22 protein-coding genes and 1 tRNA gene are annotated in these 24,784 nt (G+C 43.1%); 6 read left to right on the top strand and 17 right to left on the bottom strand.

The window, feature by feature from the left end; genetic code table 11:
* Positions 1 to 154 precede the first annotated feature (154 nt).
* The 3 genes from ACSUPM_RS05790 (at position 155) to ACSUPM_RS05780 (ending at position 3,938) form a co-directional block, all read left to right on the top strand.
* Entirely contained in the window at positions 155 to 1,309 is a 1,155-nt protein-coding gene (locus tag ACSUPM_RS05790; RefSeq protein WP_173239897.1) for an acyl-CoA dehydrogenase family protein, read from the top strand.
* 147 nt (positions 1,310 to 1,456) lie between these two features.
* The gene (locus tag ACSUPM_RS05785; RefSeq protein WP_101212060.1) at positions 1,457 to 2,722 is read left to right on the top strand and encodes an MFS transporter; all 1,266 of its coding nucleotides are present in this window, start codon (positions 1,457 to 1,459) and stop codon (positions 2,720 to 2,722) included.
* Between the two features lie 370 nt (positions 2,723 to 3,092).
* Positions 3,093 to 3,938, top strand: a complete 846-nt coding sequence (locus tag ACSUPM_RS05780; RefSeq protein ID WP_025650885.1) for an IclR family transcriptional regulator — start codon at positions 3,093 to 3,095, stop codon at positions 3,936 to 3,938.
* Between the two features lie 62 nt (positions 3,939 to 4,000).
* On the opposite strand, the gene ACSUPM_RS05775 is transcribed toward ACSUPM_RS05780, so the two are convergent.
* The 10 genes from ACSUPM_RS05775 to speB all read right to left on the bottom strand — a co-directional run bounded on the left by ACSUPM_RS05775 (position 4,001) and on the right by speB (position 14,926).
* The gene (locus tag ACSUPM_RS05775; protein WP_227502333.1) at positions 4,001 to 4,450 is read right to left on the bottom strand and encodes an acetyl-CoA carboxylase biotin carboxyl carrier protein; all 450 of its coding nucleotides are present in this window, start codon (positions 4,448 to 4,450) and stop codon (positions 4,001 to 4,003) included.
* Positions 4,451 to 4,457: 7 nt separating this feature from the next.
* Positions 4,458 to 5,645, bottom strand: coding sequence for an NRAMP family divalent metal transporter (locus tag ACSUPM_RS05770; RefSeq protein WP_025650883.1), 1,188 nt, complete (start codon positions 5,643 to 5,645; stop codon positions 4,458 to 4,460).
* Positions 5,646 to 5,698: 53 nt separating this feature from the next.
* Positions 5,699 to 6,433, bottom strand: coding sequence for a 5-oxoprolinase subunit PxpA (gene pxpA, locus ACSUPM_RS05765; RefSeq protein WP_025650882.1), 735 nt, complete (start codon positions 6,431 to 6,433; stop codon positions 5,699 to 5,701).
* A complete protein-coding gene (locus ACSUPM_RS05760) occupies positions 6,423 to 7,343 on the bottom strand; it encodes a biotin-dependent carboxyltransferase family protein (protein ID WP_025650881.1) in 921 nt (306 codons plus the stop codon). Before ACSUPM_RS05760 ends, pxpA begins: the two co-directional genes overlap by 11 nt.
* A gap of 49 nt (positions 7,344 to 7,392) precedes the next feature.
* Positions 7,393 to 8,046, bottom strand: a complete 654-nt coding sequence (gene pxpB / locus ACSUPM_RS05755; protein WP_201566056.1) for a 5-oxoprolinase subunit PxpB — start codon at positions 8,044 to 8,046, stop codon at positions 7,393 to 7,395.
* A gap of 69 nt (positions 8,047 to 8,115) precedes the next feature.
* Positions 8,116 to 9,462 carry an acetyl-CoA carboxylase biotin carboxylase subunit gene (gene accC, locus ACSUPM_RS05750; RefSeq protein ID WP_436880266.1) on the bottom strand — a complete coding sequence of 449 codons (1,347 nt, stop codon included), beginning with the start codon at positions 9,460 to 9,462 and terminating at the stop codon, positions 8,116 to 8,118.
* Between the two features lie 60 nt (positions 9,463 to 9,522).
* Entirely contained in the window at positions 9,523 to 10,044 is a 522-nt protein-coding gene (gene accB, locus ACSUPM_RS05745; RefSeq protein ID WP_201555356.1) for an acetyl-CoA carboxylase biotin carboxyl carrier protein, read from the bottom strand.
* Positions 10,045 to 10,432: 388 nt separating this feature from the next.
* Positions 10,433 to 11,839 carry a YjiH family protein gene (locus tag ACSUPM_RS05740; protein WP_201575721.1) on the bottom strand — a complete coding sequence of 469 codons (1,407 nt, stop codon included), beginning with the start codon at positions 11,837 to 11,839 and terminating at the stop codon, positions 10,433 to 10,435.
* 279 nt (positions 11,840 to 12,118) lie between these two features.
* The gene (locus ACSUPM_RS05735) at positions 12,119 to 13,840 is read right to left on the bottom strand and encodes a 5-guanidino-2-oxopentanoate decarboxylase (protein ID WP_350587827.1); all 1,722 of its coding nucleotides are present in this window, start codon (positions 13,838 to 13,840) and stop codon (positions 12,119 to 12,121) included.
* A gap of 117 nt (positions 13,841 to 13,957) precedes the next feature.
* On the bottom strand, positions 13,958 to 14,926 hold the full coding sequence (gene speB / locus ACSUPM_RS05730) for an agmatinase (protein ID WP_201584031.1): 969 nt from the start codon (positions 14,924 to 14,926) through the stop codon (positions 13,958 to 13,960).
* 213 nt (positions 14,927 to 15,139) lie between these two features.
* On the opposite strand from speB, the gene ACSUPM_RS05725 reads away from it, so the two are divergent.
* A complete protein-coding gene (locus ACSUPM_RS05725; RefSeq protein ID WP_201566051.1) occupies positions 15,140 to 16,060 on the top strand; it encodes a LysR family transcriptional regulator in 921 nt (306 codons plus the stop codon).
* Between the two features lie 155 nt (positions 16,061 to 16,215).
* On the opposite strand, the gene ACSUPM_RS05720 is transcribed toward ACSUPM_RS05725, so the two are convergent.
* The 3 genes from ACSUPM_RS05720 to ACSUPM_RS05710 all read right to left on the bottom strand — a co-directional run bounded on the left by ACSUPM_RS05720 (position 16,216) and on the right by ACSUPM_RS05710 (position 20,518).
* The gene (locus ACSUPM_RS05720; RefSeq protein ID WP_201566050.1) at positions 16,216 to 18,006 is read right to left on the bottom strand and encodes a potassium/proton antiporter; all 1,791 of its coding nucleotides are present in this window, start codon (positions 18,004 to 18,006) and stop codon (positions 16,216 to 16,218) included.
* A 308-nt stretch (positions 18,007 to 18,314) separates the two neighbouring features.
* Positions 18,315 to 18,650, bottom strand: coding sequence for a GlpM family protein (locus ACSUPM_RS05715; RefSeq protein ID WP_436880265.1), 336 nt, complete (start codon positions 18,648 to 18,650; stop codon positions 18,315 to 18,317).
* A 197-nt stretch (positions 18,651 to 18,847) separates the two neighbouring features.
* Positions 18,848 to 20,518 (bottom strand): alpha-keto acid decarboxylase family protein, encoded by a 1,671-nt coding sequence (locus tag ACSUPM_RS05710; RefSeq protein WP_025650871.1) that lies wholly within the window; start codon positions 20,516 to 20,518, stop codon positions 18,848 to 18,850.
* 258 nt (positions 20,519 to 20,776) lie between these two features.
* Between ACSUPM_RS05710 and ACSUPM_RS05705 the strand changes: the two genes are divergently transcribed.
* Positions 20,777 to 20,851 (top strand) — tRNA-Gly (locus tag ACSUPM_RS05705).
* Positions 20,852 to 21,276: 425 nt separating this feature from the next.
* On the opposite strand, the gene ppiC is transcribed toward ACSUPM_RS05705, so the two are convergent.
* Positions 21,277 to 21,555, bottom strand: coding sequence for a peptidylprolyl isomerase PpiC (ppiC, locus tag ACSUPM_RS05700; protein WP_201566049.1), 279 nt, complete (start codon positions 21,553 to 21,555; stop codon positions 21,277 to 21,279).
* Positions 21,556 to 21,860: 305 nt separating this feature from the next.
* Here ppiC and ACSUPM_RS05695 point away from each other — a divergent pair, with 305 nt between their 5' ends.
* Positions 21,861 to 22,172: a DUF1244 domain-containing protein gene (locus tag ACSUPM_RS05695; RefSeq protein ID WP_025650869.1), complete on the top strand. Its 312-nt coding sequence runs from the start codon at positions 21,861 to 21,863 to the stop codon at positions 22,170 to 22,172.
* Positions 22,173 to 22,288: 116 nt separating this feature from the next.
* Here ACSUPM_RS05695 and ACSUPM_RS05690 read toward each other — a convergent pair whose 3' ends face one another.
* From ACSUPM_RS05690 to ACSUPM_RS05680, 3 genes are all read right to left on the bottom strand, one after another.
* Complete coding sequence (locus tag ACSUPM_RS05690; RefSeq protein WP_101212045.1) at positions 22,289 to 22,726, bottom strand: SRPBCC family protein; 438 nt, start codon at positions 22,724 to 22,726, stop codon at positions 22,289 to 22,291.
* A gap of 159 nt (positions 22,727 to 22,885) precedes the next feature.
* Positions 22,886 to 23,866, bottom strand: coding sequence for a 23S rRNA pseudouridine(2604) synthase RluF (rluF, locus tag ACSUPM_RS05685; protein WP_201566048.1), 981 nt, complete (start codon positions 23,864 to 23,866; stop codon positions 22,886 to 22,888).
* Positions 23,867 to 24,037: 171 nt separating this feature from the next.
* Positions 24,038 to 24,751 carry a DarT1-associated NADAR antitoxin family protein gene (locus ACSUPM_RS05680; RefSeq protein WP_201575760.1) on the bottom strand — a complete coding sequence of 238 codons (714 nt, stop codon included), beginning with the start codon at positions 24,749 to 24,751 and terminating at the stop codon, positions 24,038 to 24,040.
* Between the last annotated feature and the right edge of the window lie 33 nt (positions 24,752 to 24,784).

Genomic DNA, 24,784 nt, shown 5'->3' with positions numbered 1-24,784 from the left:
CATTAATACCTTACTTCATTTATAAATACCGCATTGCGGTTTTTTAAACCAAAAGTATTGTAATTTAATAAACTATCGATTATGCTGTTTGTTCGAATTAACCATAAAGTCCCTATTAGCAATATTAGATATCATTTCAACAAGGAAGAACTACATGATTAGAGATAAGGAAGTACTCGACCATATTGTCCAAACCATTCGTCAATTTGTGAATAACCAACTCATACCGAAAGAAGATTGGGTGGCAGAAAATGACCGCCTACCAGAAGAGATTATTAGTCAAATGCGTGAGTTGGGTCTATTTGGACTGACCATTCCCGAAGAGTACGGCGGGCTTGGCGTTACAATGGAAGAAGAGGTCACACTGGCATTTGAGTTAGGGCGCACCTCACCGGCTTTTCGCTCATTAATAGGCACTAATAATGGTATTGGTTCTTCTGGCCTTGTCATCGATGGTACTGAAGCACAAAAACAAAAATATCTACCAAGGCTCGCCAGTGGTGAAATTATTGGCTCTTTTTGCTTGACCGAACCTGAGTCAGGCTCCGATGCCGCATCGCTGCGAACCACTGCAATTAAAGACGGCGATACTTACGTACTCAACGGCACCAAGCGTTATATCACCAATGCCCCTCAAGCCGGTATATTTACTGTGATGGCACGCACTGACCCCGAAAACAAAAGATCGGGCGGTATTTCAGCATTCATCGTTGAGAGCGACACCCCTGGTATTACACTTGGTAAAATCGACAAAAAAATGGGGCAAAAAGGCGCACATACTTGTGATGTCATTTTTGATAACTGCGTCGTACCTGTTGATGCGTTGATCGGCGGTGTAGAAGGCGTAGGTTTTAAAACCGCCATGAAGGTTCTGGATAAAGGCCGCTTACATATCGCTGCAGCGAGTACAGGCGCAGCCACTCGCATGTTAGATGACGCGCTACGCTATGCCGTCGAGCGTAAACAGTTTGGTCAACCCATTGCCAATTTTCAGCTGATTCAAGCGATGCTTGCTGACTCAAAAGCAGAGATTTATGCGGCCAAATCGATGGTATTAGATGCTTCACGCTTGCGCGATGATGGCAAAGATGTCGTTACCGAGTCGTCATGTGCCAAGATGTTTGCCACCGAAATGTGTGGCCGTGTTGCTGATAGAGCCGTGCAAATTCATGGCGGTGCTGGTTATATTGCCGATTATGGCATTGAACGTTTTTATCGTGATGTGCGCTTATATCGTTTGTATGAAGGCACGACCCAAATCCAGCAGATCATTATTGCCCGCAATATGATTAAAGAAGTTAGCGAGTAGTTGTCATTTATTTGAATGCTATTTATTTGATTATTAAAAGGTATTTACATTATCAAAGCATATCGAGGTATTTGCTAGGACGCAGATATCTGGTTTATGTCGCTGTTACCATAAAATTTCTTTCTCACAACAATAAGGATATACATTGTGAAAAGTGCTGCTATAACGTCAACTCCAAGCTCAAGCTCTATCCAAAAGCAACCTTGGAAATTGGCCTTCTTTTTTTGTTTTCTAGTGCTGTTATGTGATGGGGCTGATATTGGGATTCTCGCCTTTACCCTGTCAAGTCTCAAGCTAGAGTTTGGATTGACCAATATACAAGCGGGTGCTTTGGGCAGTTGGTCGTTATTTGGCATGGCCATCGGTGGATTTTTCGGTGGCTGGGCCTGTGATCGTTTTGGCCGGGTACGTGTTATCGTGATTGCGACAGCGATGTTCTCTGTGTTATCTGGTTTTAGTGGCTTTGTACAGAGCTACGAGCAGTTTGTAGCATTGCGATTCACCGCTTGCTTGGGTCTTGGCAGTTTATATATTGCCACTAACACCCTGATGTCTGAAATGGTACCTACCAAACATCGAACGACGGTACTTGCAGCACTGATGACAGGTTTTACGTTAGGGTCTTTAGTGATCACAAGCATTTCGGCTTGGATTATTCCTACCTATGGTTGGCGTACCTTATATCTCTTAACATTCTTACCTATCATTCTCTCGATATCGATGTATTTCCTTATCCCTGAACCAAATTCTTGGAAAGAGGCTCGTGCTCTCAAACTTAGTGGTACGAAAAACTCACTCACAAAACCTGAAAACCCTTATAAAGCCATCTTTGAAAATCCAAAACATCGCATCATGTTCATTTTATGGTCCATGAGTTCAGGGCTATTACTATTTGGTTATTTCGGTGTAAGTAACTGGCTACCGTCTTATCTAGAAACTGAACTGGGTATCAAGTTTAAGGAGATGGCACTATATATGGCGGGTACTTACTTGACGATGATGTTTGCTAAAGTCGTGGCAGGTTTAGTGGCTGATAGAATTGGTCGCAAAATAGTATTTGCCTTCGGCACTATGGGCACAGCGCTATTTATTCCAGTGTTAGTCTATATGCATACTCCAGAGAACATCGGTTGGTTAATGATAACCTTTGGTTTCTTATACGGCATCCCTTATGCGATCAATGCCACTTACTTGACGGAAAGCTTTCCTACCGCTATTCGAGGTACGGCCATTGGCGGTGCGTTCAATATCGGACGACTGGGCTCAGTTATTGCACCAGTTGCCATTGGTTATATGGCTATGCAAAACTCTATCGGCGCAGGTCTGTTACTTATGGCAGGCGCGTATTTCTTATGTGGTCTTATTCCAACGTTGTTCATCAAAGAACAGCAATATGATCCACAAAAGGCGTGATACTTTTAAGTCCATATATACCGCATAGCGAAATACTTTATATTTATAATAGCTATGTTAATAATTTCAATGTACATTAATAGAGTGTTATCAGAAGCGGTATACTACTATTAGCGTACAACTATTGGCTTGCAAAGTACTAGGGCGTGTCTTCATTTCAAAAATGGTGATAAAAATGAGATAAATTGCCGTCAAACAAGAAAAATAGTGCAGATAATATCGGGATATTAACCAGCTATTTGACGATGTTTGGCAAAATTTAGCCATTTTTAGCCCATTTAGATGACTATCGAGTGAATTGAAGACACGCCCTAAAAGTAGTGGATTCTATGCTATTTAAATCAATTTAACTAAGAGCAACAAATCGTATATGACAACTAATATCCTTGCTGATGAAGACTCTAATAAATCAACACATATTGAGCTGTTAGAGCCGATTAGTGACATGAGAGATAAAAACGATAGGCAGTTCATTACCGCTTTGGCACGCGGGCTAGAGCTGCTGCGTTGTTTTACCCCGCAGCGCCCTTATCTGGGTAATCAAGACTTAAGCCAATTAACTGGGCTGCCTAAAGGGACAATTACGCGTCTGACTTATACTCTTGTGAAGTTAGGATATCTAAAGCAATCGACCAACAGTAGTAAATATCAGCTTTCTGCCGGTGTCTTAGGGTTTGGCTATACGATGATGGCGAATATCTCTATCAACAATTTAGTCACCCCCTATATGGAAGAACTGGCAGATTATGCCAATAGTGCGGTCGCTATGGCAACCCGTGATCGCCTGAGGATGGTATATCTCAATGTCGTACAAGGGTCTGGGACGACTACCATGCGACGTAATGTCGGCTCATATCTACCCATTCATTTAAGCTCAATGGGACGTGCGTGTTTAGCCAGTATGCCCGCTGCTGAGCAAGAATTTATCCTTGATGCCATCCGTAGTAAGTATAAAGATGATTGGCTGAAAATTAGACGCGGACTGGATAAAGCCTTTAGAGATTATGACGACTATGGTTATTGCTTTTCGATTAGTGAATGGCAAAAAGACGTCAACGCTGTCGCCACTGCCATCATGCATCCAACTGAGGGCTTACTGACTTTTAATTGCGGCGCACCTAGTTTTGTTCTTAGTCGTACTAAACTAGAAGAAGACATTGCCCCGCGTCTACTGCATATGAAGAATAATATTGAGAGTAATATGTATATTAGCTAAAGCATGTAAGCCATACTTCACATGCTAAGCTCGCCTAATCATCGATGATCCTAACGATCATTTTAATATAATTCCAAAGCTAAAATAGACTGCCCGTATTCAACACCTTGCCCATCCTCAACCAATATATCGCTCACAACCCCTTCTTTGTCACTGACCACAGGTAGCAGTCGAGTCAACTCTTCAATAAAGCAAATCGTTTGACCTTTTTCAATATGATCGCCCTTGCTCACTAAAGGATCAGTTGCCCCATCTTCACTTAAATAAACCCGTCCAACATGCGTCGCGCGCACCTTCGGTAGATTATTTTTAATGGCGCTACCATTTTGATCTGCACTGTTTTTATCCGTACTATCTTGAACAGCCTTTGTTTTTACGGGGCTGGCAGTCTTCTGCTGGTTTATGTTATTAACTACGGTAATTGACTGCCCGTTATCTTCAATCGTTACTTTATACAATCGGCTGCTTTCAACGAGTTTAACCACCCGCGCCACTTGTTCTATATCCATCATAAACTCCTTAACTGATACCAAGATATTGAGCGATAGTCATCACGCTTAGAATACTCATCGCAATAGCAATCAACCAACCAAAGACAGCGATCCAAATAGGGTGTTTATAATTGCCGACGATAGTTTTTCTATAGGCCGCAATAAGTATAATCACCATAGCGATAGGTAGTACTAAGCCATTTAACGTCCCGACTAATACAAGTACTTGAGCTGGCTTGCCGATAGTGGCAAAGACGAATGTCGAGATGACAATAAAACCAATAATAAAATAGCGCTTATGGGTCTCGATAAAGGGATGAAAATTGGTCATAAAAGATACGGAAGTATACGCAGCGCCAATAACAGAGGTCACTGAGGCCGCCCAAATCACCATACCAAAAACAACTTTACCAGTATTGCCTAGGATATACTGAAAAGGCGACATTGCTGGATTTGAGGGGTCTAACGCGATACCTTTGGAGACCACGCCCAAGACAGCAAGGAATAAGAAGACGCGAATAACAGAGGCAATCAAAATGCCAGAGACCGAGCTTCTGGTCACAGAGTCTAGGTTTTCTTCTCCGCTGACGCCTGCTTCTAACAAGCGATGAGCACCAGAGAAAGTAATATAACCACCAACCGTACCGCCTACTAAGGTTACGATCGCTACCGCATCTATCTTATCAGGCATAATGGTTTTGGTAACTGCTTCAGCTAATGGTGGATCAGACTTAAACATTACATAGATAATTAACACAATTAAAATAAAGCCCATTAGCTGAGTGAACTTATCCATGATAGGGCCGGTTTCGCGGCCTAGAAATATAGCAACAGCGATAACACCACTGATCAGTGCGCCAGTAATGGGCGAGATATTGAACATCGACTGCATACCAAGACCAGCGCCGCCAATATTACCGATATTAAATGCTAAGCCTCCAGCAATAATCAGGAAAGCGAGCAAATAACCCACTCCAGGAAACACCAAGTTAGCAATTTCCTGCGCGCGCTTTTTGGATACGGCGACTACTCGCCAAACGTTAAGCTGGACGCCAATATCCATGACAATAGAGATTAAAATAACAAAACCAAAGCTTGCCATCAGGCTTTCGGTAAAAGTAGCAGTTTGTGTCAAAAACCCTGGCCCTACTGCTGAGGTTGCCATCAAAAAGGCGGCACCTAAAATAGCTGTATTGTGTTTTTTTAAGGTACTCATAAACATCCTTGTTTTATACAGAGTAGGTTGTTCAAACTATTATTAATCTAATATTAAGCTGATATCTCAATACCTTTTAGCTCAAGCTGCTTTTTTATTTCTTGAGCAAAAAGAATGGCGTGTTCGCCGTCGCCATGTAAGCAGACGCTTTGGGCATCTACCGGCACTTTTTCACCGCATACACTGGTTACAAACCCTTCAGTAATCATTTGTAGCACATGATTGGTCGCTTCATCCGTGTCCGTTATTAGGGCATTGTCTTTGCTACGCGAGACTAGCGAGCCATCCTTCTCATAGTTCCTATCAGCGAATACTTCAGATATCACCTCTAGACCATGATTTTTTGCTGACTTGACCAGATAGCCACCCGACAAACCCATCACTTTTAAATTGGAATCGAAATTCTTAATTTCACTGACCAGAATATCTGCTAATGATTCATTGGCAGCGGCTTGGTTATATAAAGCGCCATGCGGTTTAACATACTCTAACGGCACACCAACCAAGTCGCAAAGCGCTTTGGTTGCTCCCAACTGATACCGCATTAAGGCACGATAGCCTTCTTCGTCTAAAACTTGATCGGTACGACCAAAGTTCTCTCTATCGTCTAGACTGGGATGGGCCCCTACCCTGACGTTATTTTCTTTTGCCAACTGTAAGGTGATTAGCATCTCGGCATAAGAACCGGCATGTAATCCACAGCACACGTTAGCCGAACTTACTATGGTCATCAGCTTCTCATCTTGTCCGCAGCCTTCGGCAACGTCGGCATTTAAATCAACTTTCATGGGCGTACTCCTTAATTTGCTCGATATAGTATTGTCTTTTTTGCTGCTCACGCAATGCTTGCTCTACCTCTATGATGACAAATTGACAAGTTTTACCAAACCGAATTTGCGCCATGAGCCCTATATCAGCGTTAATTACCGTCGCAATTTTAGGATAGCCACCCGTCGTTTGGGCATCAGCCATCAGAACAATCGGCTGCCCTTGCGGCGGTACTTGAATCATGCCAATATCGACACCGTGCGAGCTCATTTGCGTAGCTTCATTAAACTCAAGTGCGGTACCATCCAAGCGATAGCCCATACGGTTGCTACTGCTTTGTAGTTGCCATTGCTGTGATTCAAACGCGGCTTTTGAGGCAGAGGTAAAGTACTCATACTCACTGTTTTTTATTACTCTAATCCTATTGGTTGGCTCAAGGCGAGCCACTCCTATAACCCGTAAGCTTGAGGATGTTCTCACTTTTAGAACATCATCTGCTTTAAGGTATCTACCTTTAAAACCGCCAAAACTGGCTTTTAGATTGGTGCTGGACGATTGTAGGACTGGCTCGATATCAAAGCCGCCATGTACACACAGATAGGTATACATACCTTGTAATGGACGCAGCAGTTTAAGCGTTTGCCCTGCCTGCGCATTAATACGCCAATAGCAAGGAATACGCTTATCATCTATATATGCCTCGTAGAGCGCACCCGTTAAACAAAAACTGACGTCCTCTTCAAACTGTATCGTGAGACTACCGACCGCTATTTCGATAGCAGGCTCGTTAAGGTCGTTCTTTAACAACGCATTTCCCGCTTGCAAAGCCCAGCTATCCATTACCCCACTTCTATCCACGCCCATGCTTCGATAGCCAAATCGTCCCGAGTCTTGGATGCTAGCAAGCGCACTAGTGGTTAAAATCTTCATTGATAGCCCCTATTTATTGGTATGAGCAGATACCTGATTTAAAGGTGTTTTATTCATAAATATCAATAGCGGTAAATTTCAAGGTATCGCCTGCGTTAAGCAAAGTAGGAGACGCTTTTGTTAAATCAAATAAAGGTATATCAGTTTGGCCTAACAGCTGCCAACCACCTGGGGATTCAAAAGGATAGACACCGGTTTGTTCACCACCGATGCCGACCGAACCTGCAGGCACTTTCGTTCTTGGGGTCGCATGTCTTGGAAAATATAAGGATTCAGATAAGCCGCCAAGATAAGGAAATCCGGGCTGAAAACCAATGAAATAAATCGTATAAGTCGCCTCGGTGTGTAAATTAACAACCGCTTCAACGGAGAGACCCAGTTCAGTGGCCAGTGTTTTTAAATCAGGGCCATATTTGCCGCCATAATGTACGGGAATATCCACATGCTTACCGTTTATGGTTTTTGAAGGAATGTCATCAAGTAGAGCTGATAGTTTATCTTTAAACGCTTCAAGCTCCACCCATGTTAAGGAGACGGTGAAGACACTTAGTGTATTCATGCCGATGACGACTTCTAAGACTTCTGGCATTTGCTGTATGCTGTCGGCGAGCGCCCAGCACTGTTGCTGCTTCTCTAACGTTATAGGTTTAGGGAAAAACAAAGTTAGATTGGTCTCACTGCATAGCTGCCATTGTAATTCCATTAGCACACGCTCCGTTATCTTTGTCTTTCATGTCGGCTTCAGATCTATTTTTAGATATTAAAACTTAACTTAGATATTCTCTTTTATCCATTCGGTTAGATAATGAATACTCACTTGACCCTGACGAAACGCTTCATCTTTAAACAGTCGCTCGTGCAGGCTGATATTGGTATCAATGCCTGTAATTTGCGCTTCTGATAAGGCTGCTTGCATCTTCTTAATCGCCGCTTCCCTTGAATGGTCATACACGCATATTTTCGCGATTAAACTGTCATAAGAGGGCGGAACGGTATAGTTCGACTCGATATGGCTATCAACTCGAATACCGAGCCCTGCTGGCATATGACAGTAATCTATACGGCCAGCATTAGGCAAAAACGTATTCGGATTTTCAGCGTTAATACGGCACTCAAAAGCGTGTCCAGTGATAACGATATCACTTTGTTTATGTGATAGCTCTAACCCTGCGGCCACTCGTATTTGTTCTTGAACGATGTCGACCCCAGTAACCATCTCGGTAATAGGATGCTCAACCTGAACACGAGTGTTCATCTCGATAAAAAAGAACTCGTCGTTTTCGTATAAAAACTCAAACGTACCCGCCCCTCTATATTTCATTTGCTGACAGGCAGTCGCGCAAGCTTGACCTATCCGCTGTCTTTGTTCATCAGTAATCCCTGGTGCTGGCGCTTCCTCTATTACTTTTTGGTGGCGGCGCTGCATAGAGCAATCGCGCTCACCTAGATAAATAGCATTGCCATGGGTATCAGACAGCACTTGGATTTCAACATGCCGTGGCGCTTGTAGGTACTTTTCGAGATAAACGATAGCACTACCAAAATTGGCTTTGGCTTCTGTCTGCGTCATAGAAATAGCGGATAATAAATCGGCCTCTTGTTCCACGACTCGCATACCGCGTCCACCACCACCACTCGCAGCTTTGATAATGACGGGATAGCCAACATCACTTGCAATCTTGATTATCTGATCGCTATCTGCGGGCAAAGCACCTTCGGAACCAGGTACACAAGGCACACTCGCGGCAATCATTTGCTTTTTAGCAGCGACCTTGTCTCCCATCTGTCTAATATTATCTGCGGTCGGCCCGATAAAAACGAGACCCGACTTTTCAATCAAATCCGCAAATTCAGCATTTTCGGACAAAAACCCATAGCCTGGGTGGATGGCGTCGGCATTGGTCATTTTTGCCGCAGAGACAATCGCTTTTTTATTTAAGTAGCTGTGTGTTGCATTGGCAGGGCCGATACATATGCTCTCATCAGCTAAACGTACGGGTAGCGAGTCTCTATCCGCCTCCGAATGGGCTATGACTGATTGGATACCCAACTGTTTACAAGCTCGCACAATGCGTAAGGCAATCTCGCCACGGTTAGCAATTAAGATTTTTGAGAACATGTCGATTTTCCTAAGCTGATATTCCTAAAAAGTATAGTACGTAAGCAATGTACGCTAATCTTAGCTGGCTGGTTCAATAACAAACAAGGCCTGTCCATATTCTACAACATCACCTTCATCAACTAATGCCTCTTTAATAGTGCATGGAAACTCAGCTTTGACCTCGTGCATCATTTTCATAGCCTCAATAATACATAGCGTCTGTCCTTTGTCTACCTTATCCCCTACTTTAACAAACTCGTCAGCTGTAGGCTCTGAGCGTCGATAAAAAGTGCCTAGCATAGGTGCTGTTACTTGTTTTTGGGCGTCTTCATTTGCCTCTTTTTTATTGAGAACTGCGTCATCATTACCAACATCGTTTTGATTGCTCTCAGCGCTTATATTCGCTCGCTGTTTTGAGCCGGAAGTGCTAGCAAGATTGCGCTTATTGTTATTGTTGTTGTCACCACTGATACTCTCGTTGCCATCAGATCGACATATTATAGAGATACGCGCGTCACCATCCGTTACTTCTAAGGAATTTATGTTAGAGCGTTCAGCTATCTTTATCAGCTTTTCGAGGTCAGGGAAGTTAATATTCATATTATTATCTAGTCCATTAGAGTGAAAAGAACACCATTATTTTATTTGAATATATTGAATTGCTTCATTTAATCGTAGCATATATTTTTCGTCGGATTTTAACTAAATAACCATCATCAGCTTGATATCAAACCTATTTAAAAACAGTCAATTCACTATAAAAAAATTACACTCTTAAGCGTGCTTGAGTTATTACATATACATCGGCACTCAGTCACTTTTTATCTTTTTTAAATTGTATAAACTATAGCTTAACACCAGTCAAAAGTTATTATTTACAACCACTAAAAATTGGTTAAGCCTATGTAGAAGTAGAATTAATCGCGTCAAACTTAGCCAAAACCATCAGTTATATCTGATAATTTTGACTAAGTATCAATATATCTAACTAGTATAGAAGATGGGCTACTGAGGTGATAATAACTAAGCTAATTAAAGTACGGAGAATGAAGATCATAAACAGCTCTAACACATTGAGCTTGATATTTGATTTCAAAATTAGCGCCCCGACCTCAGACATATAAATAATCTGGGTAATAGAGGCCGCTCCAACGATAAATCGTGTCATCTCACTTTCAATGCTTTTACCAACCAACGCTGGTAGATACATATCAGCAAAGCCCATAATCATGGCAGGCGCAGCTTCTGCCGCTTCTGGAATCTTTAACAATTCAAGCACTGGCACGAGGGGCGCGGATATCCAGTTGAATACAGGCGTGTACTCTGCTAGCCCCAGACCAATGGTGCCGATAGCGAAAATAACAGGGATTAAGCCGAAATAAATATCAAATAGATTCTTTACGCTATGCTTAAATACGCTCGCCAGACTGGGCATAGAGTGCGCACGCGTCACGGCACGATTGAGCGCCCACTGCGGCATACTATACTGCGCAGGAATCTCTTCATCTAGCATACATTTGCCAGAATGGTAAGTGTTGGCCTTTAATGACAATGGCGGGATACGTGGCATGATAATGGCCGCGACAAAACCGGTCAACGCGATGGTGAGATAAAAGAAGACAAAGTTATTGTCAACGCCAATAGTCTTGGCAACGACATACGTAAAGGCAATTGAGGTCACCGAAAAAGTCGTGGCAATAATCGCCGCTTCACGCTGGCTATAGTAGCTTTTGTCATACTCTTGCATGGTCACGAGCAAACCAATAGACGCCGCGCCAAACCAAGAAGACATCGCATCGACCGCTGAGCGTCCGGGCAGTTTAAACAGCTTGATAAATACCTTGCTCGATAGCGTCCCTAAAAATTCCATCAAGCCAAAATCGGTCAAAAACGGTAACGATAAGATGGCGAAAAAGAAGAGAGGAATCAAAATCGGAATCAAATCTTCAAAAATAACGCCGCCAGTATTACGATTAATAATAAACTCGGGGCCTACTTGTAAAAAGATCATCCAGATAAATACTGCGCCTAAAAAACGGGCGGCGAGCCATAACCATTCAACATCGAAGAGCTTCTTTAGCATCGAGTCTTGCTGCAAAGTAGGTCGTAGCAGCTTAATAGCAAGTGCACCGATAAAGGAGGTAGTAACAATCGCTAAGGCCACGTAAACCACATAGTCTCCTATCCAGCCTTGCAGCGCATCGGTCAATACCCCTAATAAAATAGTAACCTTGCCATCCCACTGGAATGGAATGATAAATAAGGCGATACCAAGGGCGGAAAATAACAGGAATTTCCACAATGCTGCTCGCCATTGTGTGCCCTCTGGTGTTTTTGGATCGACAGCATTGTTACCTAAAACTGGCTGCTGTGACTTACTAATATGACTCGTCATTTTATTCCTCCATGATAGGCGACGACCGCCAATGTTTCTTTCGCTTTTTGACCGATCCTTGGGTTGAGCGAATGAGTCGATTCAGTTTCTTATGGGTAAATTTCTGATGGTTCGGTTTTTCAATCTCTCAAATAAATAAATAGCGATACCGTATCATCGATACCGTATTTAGCAATGAGTTTTTTATCTGCCTCTTTATGTCCTTCATTCAGCACACTTTAATATAGCCAGCCTCACTATTGTTAGTGTTCTTACTATTAATGTCACTGCCTTTAACCTTTAACTAAAACAACTAAAACTCTTACCCATTTCGGTTAGAAATGCATCAGATTCATCAACTTCATAAATAATAGGTTGCTTGCCTTTAATATCTTCTTTCAATGCATCTAGCAGTTGCTGTTTGGCTGTAATTCTACGATAACCAACACCAAAGCCTGCGGCTAATGGCTCAAAATTCGGCGTCTTAATATTAACCCCGATCAGTGGCAACCCGCCCTCCTCCATATAACGACGAATCTCGCCATAGCCTTGGTTATTCCACAGCAGGACAATTAACGGCAGCTCAAGCTCAGCGGCGCAGATGAGCTCGGCAATCGTAAACTGAATACCACCGTCGCCAATCAAGCTAACCACCGGACTGTTTGAGCCAATCATAGCCCCAATTGCAGCAGGCAAACCATAGCCTAACGTGCCAAATCCAGTCGATGAGTTAAACCATCGACGCGTTGCCAACGCTTCAAAGCCAAGGTTGCCGCTATAGACAGGCTGGGTCGAATCACCAACAAAGATAACGTCTTCTACCTCATCCCGAATCAGCTGCAGCAGCGCGTTTTGACCCGCAAAATCTGGTGTCATGTTTTCTATAAGTGACTGTTTTGCATCAGCTACTCGCGCTACTGCTTGATGGTTTAACGCCTGATCCTCTAAACGGCTACACAGCCCACTGATAGCCACTTGCGCATCGGATAATACGGCGATATCGGCTCTAAAAGGACGCTGCAATTGCTGAGCATCGCAGTCAATGCGAATCAGCGTGCCATTGATTTTAAACTCACCATTAAAGAACACGTCATAATCAGTCTCACCCAGCTCAGTGCCAATGGCTAATACTAAATCAGCCTCGCTAATAACAGCACGGCCGGTATCTAATGACTGATTGCTACCCAAACTCAACGGATGATTAGGTGGTAGCAACCCTTTAGCATTGATGGTCAAAAAGGTTGGGGCATCTATCAGCTCTGCCAGTTTTTGTGCATCATGGTCGACATCAACACAGCCACCACCATAAAGAATCACGGGATTCTTTGCGGCTTTCAAAGTTTCAACAATCAAATCTAATTGCGCAGGATTGGGCAGCGGTCGCATCACTTGCGGAAAGGTCAAGCCATTCGTATTATCTTGACCTTTTGCAATATGACTCAAGCTAGGAGGCTTGGCGACATGACTGGCATCGGCGGTAATCACATCAATAGGTAGCTGGATATGCACGGGGCCCGGACGCGCGCCATTAAACAAAGCAAAAGCTTCAGCGATGACTTTCGGTAATGCTTCAGGCTGCCAGATGGTTTTGCTGGTGAGCGCTACCTTACTAACCATGCCTTGTTGGTCATGCAATTCATGCAAGTGCCCTTCACCGCTACCCGTATCTTTTACCTTATTGACACTAGAGATTACCAGCATTGGGATAGAGTCAGCCAAGGCTTGCGCCATAGCAGTCATGATGTTGGTCATACCGGGGCCAGTAATGATAAAGCAGACGCCAACTTTGCCAGACGCACGGTAATAGCCATCAGCCATAAACCCAGCACCTTGCTCGTGACGCGGTGTCACGTGGCGAATACTGGTACTCGGTAGACCTCGATATAGCTCGACCGTATGGACACCCGGAATACCAAATACGGTCTCTACCCCATAATACTCTAGCCATTGCACGAGCAGCTCACCGCAGGTTAGAGACGGCGTGGCTGGTGCTGAAGCAGGCGTTTGCATCGTTTGCGTCATGAGTTAATCATCCTAAAATATTTAATTATTATTTAAAGAAATCGTTAAATCTAATATAAAAACCAATACCACCCTATTAACAAAGGATGAATTTGGCGAAAAGATAACGAATGATGATTAATAGATCGCTTTGACTTTATCGTCGTAGCGGACGCCCGGCAAGATACACAGCATCTCAAACAATAAGTTCGCGGCTAATACAGAGGTGTTACCAAATGGGTCGTACGGTGGTGACACTTCTACTAAATCACCTCCGACGACATCAAGGCCACGCATACCGCGAATAATCTCGATACCTTGCGTCGAGGTTAAGCCACCGATTTCAGCCGTGCCCGTACCCGGTGCAAATGCAGGATCAATACCATCGATATCGAAACTTAGATAAACAGGACCATCGCCTAACTTTTCACGCACTTCTGCCATCAATGGCGTCAGTGACTTATACCAACATTCCTCAGCAGGTACCACGCGAAAGCCTTGCTGGGTTGACCAATCAAACTCTTCAGCACTATATCCAGTGCCACGCAGACCGATCTGCACCACACGATTGCCATCGATGAGGTTCTCTTCGACAGCACGGCGAAATGGCGTACCATGAGCGATTTTTTCACCGAACATCTCATCATTGATATCTGCATGCGCATCAATATGTACCATACCGACAGGGCCATGTTTTTTGGCGAGTGCACGCAGAATAGGCAAAGCAATGGTATGATCGCCGCCCAATGTCAATGGGATAGCACCATGATTCACGACTTTTTCTGTATAGAACTTTTCGATGATATCGATACTTTTTAAGAGATTGAAGGTATTGATAGGTACGTCGCCGATATCAGCGACTTGTAAAGACTCAAAGGGTGCCGCGCGAGTGGCAACGTTATAAGGGCGAATCATGCGTGATTCATCGCGAATCTGGCGAGGGCCCAATCTGGCACCGCTACGGTTTGACGCCCCAATATCCATAGGTACACCAACGAAAGCCACGTCTAATCCTGCTGCATCAGCCTGAGTTGGCAGGCGCATCATAGAAGCAAAACCGCCAAATCTTGGCATGTCGTTGCCGCTCAATGGTTGATTGAATTTCATAATTCACATCCTTGTTTTATGTCGTCGAAATAGACAATTTGTTATATATCAATTTTTATATGACTCTGACAATACCTAAATATCGGTAGGCAGACCATGGTAAAATTCAGAAGTAAACTTCTATTTTTTCGTAGTAAGTTAGATTTAATCGTTATTATTAGAAGTTTTATAAAAGTTTTGGTCAAGACAATAGATACGGGAACATAACTTTCGATGTTAGATGAATTGATAAAAATAGACATCAAAACCTTGCGTAGCTTTATGGCAATCGTGGAGTGTCAAGGCGTGACCGCCGCTCAGTCGCGCTTAAATGTGACGCCCTCTGTTATTAGTGGACATTTAACCCATTTAGAAGATCGCTTGGGTATGACGCTTTGTCATCGTGGCCGCGCGGGTTTTAAGCTGACAGAAGATGGCGCTGCGGTTTACGAGGCTTGCTTGAGTTTTACTGAAGCGGTGGCCAGCTTTCAGCATCAACTGCACTATATTCGCCAATTAGATTCGGTGCGTGGCGGTCATATCCGACTGTGTCTCATTGACCAGATGCCGACGTTTTTTTATGACGCCTTGCGCCAATGCTTGGCTGCTAGCTATCGTGACAATCCACTCATTCATTTTTCTATCGATGTGCAAAGCCCTGAAAGCATGCTGGAGAAGCTGCTGAGTAACGAGAGTGATATTGGCGTGGGTTATTTTGGTAGTTTTCCACCATTACTCACTTTTCAGCCAGCATTTATTGAAAGACAGGTCGTCTGCTGCGGACGCGAGCATAAACTGTTTTATGACTCAGAAAACTTAAGCTTTGAGGACTTGGAACAAAACCATCCATGGATAAAACGAGGGTATATTACTGATATGAGCATCAATCATGTCCGCCCCAAGACGTTAAGCGCTACCACTTATCATATGGAGGCAACCGCGCAGCTGATTTTGGCAGGTCATCATGTTGGCTATTTGCCACGCGATCTAGCAATGCGCTATGAAGAGATGGGGCTGATGAAAATACTACTGCCTGATGAGGCAAGCTATGAAGTGAAGCATCACTGGGCATACCGAGAAAACCTACACAAACATGTGGCAGATTTTTTGAATAAAATGATAAATTTGTTGTCAGAGAATTATTCTAAAGCGTAATTTATCAGCAGATTTTGCTACTCGGATTCTCAGTGTTTCTTAATCACAGTGTCCTAATAGCTGGTGCATTGTCTTGTATTGAAAGTAATGCCTTTAAAGACAAGGCTTTATCTTACTGTTTTGATCATCAGCTGTTAACAATTTGCGACAAAATTTTAGGCGGTCGCTGCTTGGTCTTGGTACTTTAGACCAATGGTTCTTAGCTTCCCTTTGTCATCGACTTCCTTAATAACCAATGACCATTCATCGCTTATCACAACAGTATCGCCTGACACTGGCGCAGTACCTAAGTGTGATTTCACGTACTCGGCCACCGTCTGCTCCCACATGTTTTTTGCGCTGTCTTCATCGGACGTTTTAAGTGTTTTTACCAATGTCTCAGACGCCATAATTCCTGTAAAAAACGGCAAGTCTCCAAGCTTGACACTCGGTGATAGCAACCAATCGCCATAGAAGTCATCGATAGCTTTGCGATCCAATGTCGTGTCATTAAAAATCTTAGCGATTTTGCTCGCGTGATTACCTCTCATGGCATACCAGACACTATCGCCGAATTTTAGCTTTGTGTTGTCATTGACTACTACGATTTGCTGATTACGGACTAGCGCAAAGACACTGATTTCATCTGGATTGATGCCTTTAGAGATACCCATAGGATGACGCCCAATGGCAAATGCACCTGACTTTGCCTCAAACTCATATAGCGTGATACTGGCCTTATCGGATACCCAGACCTCGTGCTCCTCTTTTGGGTCTTTATTGGTTGGAATACGTACTTTAAATAGATTGGCCATCGTCGGGATAGTTGTGCCTTGCAAAATCAATGATAAGACCACGACACCAAAGGCAATATCAAACAGCATAAAGGCATTATCTATACCAGCCATAACAGGTAAAATTGCCAAAGTAATAGGCACTGCACCGCGTAAACCAACCCAAGAGATAAACCCGATCTCTCTGTCTTTAAATTTGAAAGGTTTGACACTGGTATAGACGGCAATAGGACGCGCGACAAAGATCATAAAGAGCGCGATTGCAACCGAATAATGCCAGACATTGAGGACGTTTGACGGAGTGACCAGCAGTCCTAATACCACAAACAGCACCGCCTGAGACAGCCAAGCAAAGCTGTCCATCACTCGCATGACATGCTCAGTCGAGCGCACTTTATGGTTACCGATTAACACACCAGTGAGGTATACCGCCAAAAATCCACTGCCGCCAATGAGATTGGTCGCGGCGAACACAGCCAAGCCAGCGGAGAGGATTAAAATGGCGTACATGCCTTCTGCCAAATGTACCTTGGGCAATAATCGGGATAAGAAATAACCGAATAACAAGCCCATCCCTAGCCCAAAGCTCAGCTGCTGTAGCAATAAAACTAAAAAGCCAGACACTGTCTGACCAGCAGGATCAACATTTAGGGCAATCAAACCAGTGACTAATAAAATAGCCAAAGGATCGTTGGCACCAGACTCAAGTTCAAGCGTGGCTTGTACACGGTCGTTAAGCTTGACACCGCCATTACGTAATAGAGAAAATACTGCTGCCGCATCGGTTGAGCCGACAATCGCTGCCATCAGCAAACCAAAGCGCCAATCGACATCGAGCAGCCAAGTGACAAATACACCTAGCACCATGACCGTGACCAACACGCCCCACGTGGCCAGCGTAATCGCAGGCTTTAGACCCACTCGGAACGATTTAAAGGAAGTGCGTAAACCACCATCTAGCAAGATACAGGCTAAGGCTGCCTGCCCAACGAAATTGGCTAGCGCATATTGAGAGAACTCAATACCCAAGATACCCTGCTCGCCTGCCAACATACCCACTATCAAAAACAGCAACAATAATGGTACGCCTAAGCGCGCCGATAATGTACTCGCCATGATACTGGCGAAAATTAATATCGCGCCTACCAAGTAGAGGATATTTAAGGTATCCATTTTTTAAGCCCTATTTTGTCGTTGTCGTGATTGTATTTGTGGTTATATTTATGATGAGTGGGATATTACTTGATTCAAAAAAAACTTACGTTGTCGCACTGTCAGTAGATATCACACCAGATAAGCGCCTATCAGCGATGGTCAATCGACCACTGCCAAGCGTAACATCTACTATCAAATTTTATAAAAGATATTTTAGCCAAATCATATCCGTTTATAGATGAAAGCTGTCTGTACTACCTCATGTAAACGTCAACTTTTATTCAACGATAATTGTCATCTGTATCAGCTAATCTAAGCCTGAATGCTTAAGCTTGAATGTATTGCCATGTCAGTACTAAGATAGCCGCGGCTATCATCCAAGCGACGACGCCCAATAGTAAAGCCTTATATAAGCTCATATAGCCAATACTGAAAAACACCACAAAAGTATAAATAAGATGCGGGATGACACCAAGCATACTAAATATCAATGCCACTCTTAGATCCGCGGCACTACGCTCAGTACCAACGATGAAATGACTGATCAGGGTAAATGTAGGGAATAGCGGTGCCAATGCCGCCAGATAGAAGAATTTGGTCTGCGCAAATAATTGAATGAGCAAAACCATCAAAGCGCCAATAAGCATTTTTAGCCAAATCACGACGGGGTCATCTCCTATGGAATGATAAGGGCTGGAAATAACCCAATCTACCATGATACTAAAGTCTGCAAACCGACATAAGAGCAATAACTGATTAATTAATCTATAGGATAAAAAAGTGCAAGAAGCCCCATTTAGCAACATTGCTAGATGGGGCTTCTTGCACTTTTTTATGAAGCGAGTTTTTTATTAATTACTCAATCATTTTTTGGCTTCAGCGCGGCACTGATGTCGGCCAGTAGTGGCGGGATATCATGCTTACCAGCGATGACTTCCAACATAACCAGCTTGTCTTTGGCGGCAGCTGCTTGCTTGAGAGCTGCTTTTAACTCACCCGCTGTCTCTGCTTTTAGTAGCAGACTATTATCATCAGTAGCACCAAACGCTTTTGGCATCAGCTGCCAGTCACATTTAGGGATGTCGTTATAATACTGATTTTCACCATGAATCGCCCGCTCAACGGTATAGCCGTCATTATTAATCAGTACAATCACAGGATTGACCCGCTCTTGAATCATGACCGCAATCTCTTGAATGGTTAATAATGCCGAGCCATCACCAATCAGCAAAATACTACGCTTATGCGGCGATGCAATGGCCGCGCCTAAACTCGCCGGCAAAGTATAACCGATAGAACCCCACATAGGCTGTCCATAAGACGTCACGCCTTCTGGCAGACGCACATCACTGATACCAAAATAGGCAGTACCTTGTTCAGAAAACACCAAGTTTTTATCATCAAGCGCATCAGCGATGATATGCCATAAGTCATCTTGACGGATAGCCTCATCATCCTTGCCATGTTGCTCATGCGGCTTTACCTCTTCACAGAACTGCTTTGGCACAATGTTAATATCTGAAGTCATCACCTCATGCAATGTTTTTAGAGCATCTTTTAGGGCAATGGGTGCAAAGTTTCTGCCTGCGATACTTGCACGCTCATAATGCAGGTCAACCACCACATTTTCATCAATATTTTGGCTAAAACCCGCTGTCGTCGTATCCGTATACTGCACGCCAATCTTAATCAAACATTCACAGTTTTCGACCATATCCTTAACGACGGGACGCGATGCCACGCCTGCATAAGTCCCTGCCCAACGATCACTGTTTTCGTCAAGCAAAGTTTTGCCCCACGATAGCGTCGTATAAGGAATATTGGTATCGGCAAGCAACGCTTTTAACTGCTTTTGCAGCCCTAAACGATGCACCATCAAGTCTGCCATAAGCGTGGTGGTTTTGTTTGGCAGAAATTCTATTAGCGCTTGCTTAAAATCATCTAACGCCGCTTGACTGGTGATATCTTCTTCACTATCGACAAGTTTGGTCGTTGGCGGATAAATTGGCGTTTTTGCAACATCTGGTGATAACAGTAAATAACCGGGACGATGCTTTTTAAGAATCAGACGAATAACCCGATCAATCTCAGAAGCAGCATTTTCAGGTGTAATGTGCGCGCGCGCCACAGTCACCGGCTCGACCATTTTAATAAAATGGTTAAATACCCCGTCACCCAAAGTATGGTGAATCCGGCGTTTGGAATCTTGCAATGCTGTGCTTGGTGCGCCGACCACATGCAATACCGGTGCATACTCTGCAAACGAGCCTGCCGTTGCATTAATCGCTGACAGCTCACCGACGCCAAAAGTCGTTACCATAGCGGCAAAACCACGCTCACGTGCATAGCCGTCAGCTGCGTAGCCTGCATTCAACTCATTGGTGTTACCCACCCAGCGCAATTTATCAGAAGCGATAACATTGTCTAAAAATGTTAAATTAAAATCACCGGGCACACCAAATATTTCAGTGGCACCCGCTTCAGCGATTCGATCAAACAAATAATCAGCGATGGTATATTGTTGACTCATTTCTTATCCTTTGACTTATCATTCTAAGTATTGTTGGTTTTTAATTTGATTATGACTAACTATAAAGTACATCCCAGCTTATTTATTTAATGCAAAGCTTTTGGAATGCATATTATAAGAAACTGTTATAACATACATTTATGGCCAGATAACATACCTGTCTTACTAACTTTTACTTTTTTCGTCATAGGTATTGACACTCTTAAAAAACTGCGTATAATACGCCTTCATCAACTAACGACAGTTAATTGATAATCAGCGGGAATAGCTCAGTGGTAGAGCATAACCTTGCCAAGGTTGGGGTCGAGAGTTCGAATCTCTTTTCCCGCTCCAAATTAGCTTGAATAAAGCGCAAAAGCCTCACATCTCTTAATGGGAGATGTGAGGCTTTTTTTTGTCTATTTTTAGGGGATTACGCAGAGCACCTATGATATTCAAATATGGGCGGACTACTGGGCATACAATAATAAAGGCGGCTTTATTAAGCACGTAAAGACGCTTTGCGGGAATTATGAGCTTAGCGCATAAATACAATTTGAGATGATTTCTCAACGCTATGCTCACTTAGATGATGTTGTATGTAAATACTATGGTTATAACTATCCGATTGAAGTACACATATACGTCAGCATGATTTTTAGCAGACAGATAAGTACCAAGAATTAAAAAAGCCAGACAACTAAGCTGTCTGGCTTTTCTTGTGTGCATCATCTATTAAAAACAGTTTAAGGCTTCTATGCCACTACAGTCTCTAACGCTTACGTCCTATAAAGCACTTTAACCACATGCCAGCCAAATTTGGTTTTCACTAAATGTGGGGTAAAGAGTTCGCCGCTGAAGCAGACTTTATCAAATGCTGGTACCATGTCGCCTTTTTCAAACTCACCTAAGCTGCCACCTTTTTTGCCTGATGGGCAGGTGGAGTGTTTCTTAGCCAGTACATCAAACTGCGCGCCTTTTTTGAGTTTGGCAATAATGTCGTCAGCCAATGCTTTATCTTTGACTAAAATGTGTAATGCGCTAGCGGTGCGAGCCATAACGTAAACCTTCATAAAATATTGATTATCAGGGCATTATATCACTACTTACTTTGGTTTCTCACCTAACTTGACTGCGCTATTTTATCAAAAGCCATTATCTACACAGGCGATTTTATAAAGCGCTGAGTTCTTTTATCCAATTTTTCAGGTTTGGAGGGAATTTCAATGTTAGCTCATGTAAATAAATTTTTAATAAATGGACAACCATTAAATGAACAGAAAACAGGTTATCATTACTCTTAAAATGCCCTGTATAACAATGCATAAATACCCATTAACAATTAACCATTAGGAAGAATCTTATGGCAAAATTAGAATCCAACATCGAATTAGAAGCCGCAGCATTCCGTCGTTTATTGGCTCACTTGGACGAGCGTAAAGATGTACAAAATATTGATTTAATGAACCTTGCTGACTTTTGTCGCAACTGTTTATCCAAATGGTATAAAGCAGCTGGTGAAGAGCGTGGGATTGACATCGACTACGAAGACGCGCGTGAGCTTGTTTATGGCATGCCCTATTCTGAGTGGAAAGAGAAGCATCAACAACCAGCAACACCAGAGCAATTGGCACGCTTTAACGACATTGAAGCCGCCAAGAACGAGTCCAATTAAGAGTAATTGTAGTTGCTCTCAATCAATGAATCAATATTGATTGAGAACAACTATAAAAACGCTAAGCAATACTTGGAATACAATCAAGCGAGGCCGCTAGTTTAGCGGCTTTTAGTTTATCTGCTCTCTAAAGACTTGAGCATACTATTAAATACTTTTGTACCTTGTTTTTGCATTTTACGATCCAACGCCCATCCAATTAATGGCACAACTATTCGACCTTCAGACAGCCAAGTCACGTGTGTGGTTCCGTCTCCTAAATCTTTTAGATCAATCATGCCTTTGTTATGTTGCATTCTTATAGGTTTAGATTTTTCGATTTTGTATTGCATATGGGTGGGACGCTCAAACGCCGTAATGCGCTCCCATACTTTAAAGGTGCCCGTTTGTACTGATCGTAAAGCGCCAACGCCATTGCGTTCCTCGTCACCTTCAGTCAACAATTTAGCAGTACCTACAGCTTTAAATAATCCATAGCTAGCGTGGTCACTTAGTGCTTCAAAAACCTCATTAATCGGTTTTTTGACAATGCGTTCTACTTTTATCTTGAACATAATATTATCTCATTAAGGTTAAGATTATTTAGCTTATTGCCATTTCATAAATGAATAAAGCAATCAAACTTTAAGTTATCTGGATTTTGATACAGTATCTTTTGTAAAACGCTCTAAACCAGTCAACCACTACTTACCAATCTATGACTTTGAAGACTGTTACCGCTTAGAGCCTCGACCTTTTGAAGGCCGATTGCCACGTGCAGTAGGTTTGCCATTGCCACGAGATTTATTGCTATCACCAAAAGGACGCTTATCTTTAGAACCTTTCGGCTTTCTAGCACCATCCTTTGAGTGTTTGGTACTTCCCTTTGCGGCGCCCGTTGGTTTTGAAGATGATTTTGGCTTTGATGAGCTATCAGTGCGAGCTTTTTTTCGAGGCGCATTCTGAGACTTCTTGCCCGATTTATTGTCCTCTGAAGAAGACGCTCCTATAGACTTCAGTAAAACAGACAGCTCTTTTTCGGTCAAATCTCGCCAGTCTCCAACGGGAATTCCCTTAAGACTGACATTCATAATCCGTGTACGTTCAAGCTTCACCACTTCATAGCCAAAATGCTCACACATACGGCGAATTTGGCGGTTCAAACCCTGAACTAGCGTGATGTTAAACACGGTGGGTGCGACCTTAGTAACCGGGCATTTCTTTGTCATCTGCCCCAAAATAGGCACACCACCGGCCAAACCCTCGATGAAACTATCGGTGATCGGTTTATTGACCGTGACCAAATATTCTTTTTCGTGATTATTGCCAGCACGTAATACCTTATTCACCAGATCGCCATTGTTGGTCAAAAAGATTAAACCTTGGGAGTCCTTATCCAAACGACCGATGGGGAAAATACGTAAACTATGTCTCACAAAATCGACGATGTTGTTTTTCTCAGAGCTCTCGGTGGTGCTGACAATACCTACTGGCTTATTCAACACAATAAAAACAAAATCATCAGGCTCTCGTGGCTCAATAAGCTGGCCGTTAACTTTTACCGCATCTCCAGCGACTACTTGCGCGCCTACTTGAGCACGCTTGCCATTGACGTACACATTACCTTGTTCAATAAAGCGGTCAGCGTCGCGTCTGGAGCAAATACCGCTTTCGCTGATGTATTTATTTAAACGAGTCGAGGAAGCGTTAAACATAAAGCACCGTTTTACTTAATAAAAGGCTTTTCCTGCTAAGAAAAAAACCTAAATTGAATGAATAATTAATAACTGGATGGCTCGTATTATATAGGAAACTCAGTGCTCATTTGTATCGTCGCTTTTAGAAAACCAATTGACTTCTTATATCAAATTGAAAGCACAGAGCAATCAAACCCACCCTTCTTCCAAAAGCTGCTCGGTGTTACTTATTTTGAATTCATGATATAAATTGAAGAATACCGCAGGGTCTTCAATGTTATCGAGCAACTCGCGTTTATTAAGCGCCACAAACATCGCCAGCGCATAAGCGGCACAATGGATAGTTTTTTTGGGATTAAAATCACGATCAGTAAAGGCCTGATATTGCATGACTTCCTCATGCAGATGCGGGTTTTGCTTTAGGGCATTGATATACAGCCAGTCATAAAATGTCGTCAACGGCTCTACGCTCCATTCCATGCCAAAATAATTATAGCCAATCAGCTCACCTGAAGTTATTAAGCGCTCGTCCTTTTTGGCTTGTCTTGGCGGCACACTTAGCAAGTCGATATAAGGGCCATCATCCTCAAAAACCATACTGCTTTGAAAGGCGTTTTCGACACTATATTGCTGCCCATCTTGCTCATTCGTGAGCTTTAAGCTCAATGGACTGAGCGGAAAACTCAATTTATTGCCCGATTTACTCGATAGCTCTAGGACATGACTAAAGCCATACTTTTTACGAATGACTTGATGCATATCATTAATGGATTTTTTCTTTTGGCGACTCGCAAACCCCACATGCCGCTCAAACCGAACCATGTCCGTTTTGACCAGATTATCACTGTTGGTTCTCGGCATGAATACGGGTTTATGTTCTACAGCATCTTGTCTTTGATCCACAGGGTTCTGTGTTTGTTGCATAGCAATGTGCCT

This window comes from Psychrobacter okhotskensis (assembly GCF_965638355.1).
Lineage (GTDB): Bacteria > Pseudomonadota > Gammaproteobacteria > Pseudomonadales > Moraxellaceae > Psychrobacter > Psychrobacter okhotskensis.
This window is presented reverse-complemented; position numbering and strand designations above follow the sequence as displayed.

Bases quoted from the DNA above. Each gene is read 5' to 3' on its own strand.
- ACSUPM_RS05790 (WP_173239897.1), top strand. From the start codon at position 155: ATGATTAGAGATAAGGAAGTACTCGACCATATTGTCCAAACCATTCGT.
- ACSUPM_RS05780 (WP_025650885.1), top strand. From the start codon at position 3,093: ATGACAACTAATATCCTTGCTGATGAAGACTCTAATAAATCAACACAT.
- ACSUPM_RS05775 (WP_227502333.1), bottom strand. From the start codon at position 4,450: ATGATGGATATAGAACAAGTGGCGCGGGTGGTTAAACTCGTTGAAAGC.
- ACSUPM_RS05770 (WP_025650883.1), bottom strand. From the start codon at position 5,645: ATGAGTACCTTAAAAAAACACAATACAGCTATTTTAGGTGCCGCCTTT.
- pxpA (WP_025650882.1), bottom strand. From the start codon at position 6,433: ATGAAAGTTGATTTAAATGCCGACGTTGCCGAAGGCTGCGGACAAGAT.
- ACSUPM_RS05760 (WP_025650881.1), bottom strand. From the start codon at position 7,343: ATGAAGATTTTAACCACTAGTGCGCTTGCTAGCATCCAAGACTCGGGA.
- pxpB (WP_201566056.1), bottom strand. From the start codon at position 8,046: ATGGAATTACAATGGCAGCTATGCAGTGAGACCAATCTAACTTTGTTT.
- accC (WP_436880266.1), bottom strand. From the start codon at position 9,462: ATGTTCTCAAAAATCTTAATTGCTAACCGTGGCGAGATTGCCTTACGC.
- accB (WP_201555356.1), bottom strand. From the start codon at position 10,044: ATGAATATTAACTTCCCTGACCTCGAAAAGCTGATAAAGATAGCTGAA.
- ACSUPM_RS05740 (WP_201575721.1), bottom strand. From the start codon at position 11,839: ATGACGAGTCATATTAGTAAGTCACAGCAGCCAGTTTTAGGTAACAAT.
- ACSUPM_RS05735 (WP_350587827.1), bottom strand. From the start codon at position 13,840: ATGACGCAAACGATGCAAACGCCTGCTTCAGCACCAGCCACGCCGTCT.
- speB (WP_201584031.1), bottom strand. From the start codon at position 14,926: ATGAAATTCAATCAACCATTGAGCGGCAACGACATGCCAAGATTTGGC.
- ACSUPM_RS05725 (WP_201566051.1), top strand. From the start codon at position 15,140: ATGTTAGATGAATTGATAAAAATAGACATCAAAACCTTGCGTAGCTTT.
- ACSUPM_RS05720 (WP_201566050.1), bottom strand. From the start codon at position 18,006: ATGGATACCTTAAATATCCTCTACTTGGTAGGCGCGATATTAATTTTC.
- ACSUPM_RS05710 (WP_025650871.1), bottom strand. From the start codon at position 20,518: ATGAGTCAACAATATACCATCGCTGATTATTTGTTTGATCGAATCGCT.
- ppiC (WP_201566049.1), bottom strand. From the start codon at position 21,555: ATGGCTCGCACCGCTAGCGCATTACACATTTTAGTCAAAGATAAAGCA.
- ACSUPM_RS05695 (WP_025650869.1), top strand. From the start codon at position 21,861: ATGGCAAAATTAGAATCCAACATCGAATTAGAAGCCGCAGCATTCCGT.
- ACSUPM_RS05690 (WP_101212045.1), bottom strand. From the start codon at position 22,726: ATGTTCAAGATAAAAGTAGAACGCATTGTCAAAAAACCGATTAATGAG.
- rluF (WP_201566048.1), bottom strand. From the start codon at position 23,866: ATGTTTAACGCTTCCTCGACTCGTTTAAATAAATACATCAGCGAAAGC.